The organism is Pseudomonas sp. PS01299 (assembly GCF_029960145.1).
In the GTDB taxonomy this organism is placed as follows: Bacteria; Pseudomonadota; Gammaproteobacteria; order Pseudomonadales; family Pseudomonadaceae; genus Aquipseudomonas; species Aquipseudomonas putida_A.
In genome coordinates this window covers 1-1476 of record NZ_JASCPO010000475.1, presented here as the reverse complement: position 1 = coordinate 1476, position 1476 = coordinate 1, and the positions used below count along the sequence as shown (strand labels likewise).

1 protein-coding gene is annotated in these 1476 nt (G+C 61.3%); it reads right to left on the bottom strand.

Features of this window, described 5'->3' with window-relative positions:
• Window positions 1–411 precede the first annotated feature (411 nt).
• Window positions 412–1386, bottom strand: a complete 975-nt coding sequence (locus QMX91_RS31095) for a helix-turn-helix transcriptional regulator (RefSeq protein WP_282413905.1) — start codon at window positions 1384–1386, stop codon at window positions 412–414.
• Window positions 1387–1476: the final 90 nt, after the last annotated feature.

Sequence of the window (1476 nt, the reverse complement as noted above, 5' to 3'; positions counted from 1 at the left end):
GGCCGTGTCAGTCACCATCACCTCGCCTGACCCACAGCATTCGCGAGCAAGCCCGCTCCCACATTCAGATCCCGGCCAGCCGCCAAACCTGAGCCCATCACATCAGTCGTGTCACCGACCAGCGCCAGTCTTGAGTCCACCAACTAACCCTGTGGGAGCGAGCTTGCTCGCGAAGGCGCCATGTCAGCCAACATCACCTTGGCTGACCCATCGCATTCGCGAGCAAGCCCGCTCCCACATTCAGATCCCCGCCAGCCGCCAAACCTGAGTCCAGCACATCAGCCGTGTCACCGACCAGCGCCAGTCTTGAGTCCACTGCATAACCCTGTGGGAGCGGGCTTGCTCGCGAAGGCGCCATGACAGCCAACATCACCATCAACTGATCCACCAGCATCCCCGCCGATAAACCAATCAACCCCGCCCTCTCAGATGCGCCGGACTCACCCCATACGCCTGCTGAAAATACTGACAAAACCGCCCGACATTACTGAAGCCAAAGCGCAACGCCACCTCCGTCACCGACGCCGAATGCCGCTGCCCCAGCGCCTCGAAAGCGCGCTCCAGCCGCACCTGCCGCTGATACGCCACAATCGACATCCCGACAAACTGCCGAAACCCATCCTGCAATGCGCGCTGACTGGCATTGCTCAACCGCGCCAACTCAACCCCACTCACCAACTGCTCGGGATGCGCCTGAATAAACGCCATCGCCAACTTCACATGCCGCGGCGCCACCCTCGGCGCCGGCTGGCGCAACGCCTCGGTAAAATTGTGCGGCCACGCCTCCAGCACCGCATCAATCAACATCTCGCGCAACCGCGACGGCATCAGCGTCCCGCTGTTGAGCAACAGATCAAACTCCGTCCCCGTCGCCAGATCAATCAACGCCTTGATCCCGCCAAACGCTGCCGAGTGCAGATCCACCACCGGCTCAAACACAATCTTCTGCACAACCGGCCGCCCCAACAACGCCGCCAACCGCTCAGTCAACTGCCCCCGATTCACCGAAATCCCGTGCTGCGCGTGATTGTCGAGAAACCGCATCGAGCGGATATCCGCCTTATCAATCGCCAACCCCACTTGCGCCACACCGACGGACTCGGTGCGGTGGTTGAACACAATCTTGCCCGCCGTGGGAATCACAAAAGTGATCTCGTCCTGCGGGTCGGGGAAGGTGACGGTGAAATCACCGTGGTAATGCATACGCCGGAAACTGACCCCGTCGTGCCGCCCGTAGACGCCGCCGATGATGATGTTGGAGGGGATCGGCGGGGTGTCGGCGTAGCGATTGCCGAAGAGCCGGGAGAAGAGGGCGCCGAAGTCTTCGGAGTGGAGGTTTTCGGAGCGGAGGATGATTTTTTGGCGGGGTGGGGCGACGGAGTACACCTTGGGGCACCTTTTGTTGGGGCTCTTAAGTAAGTGGGGAGGAGGCGCAGGGGAGGTTAGCAGGTTGGGGGTGACAGGTTTGTGACGGGT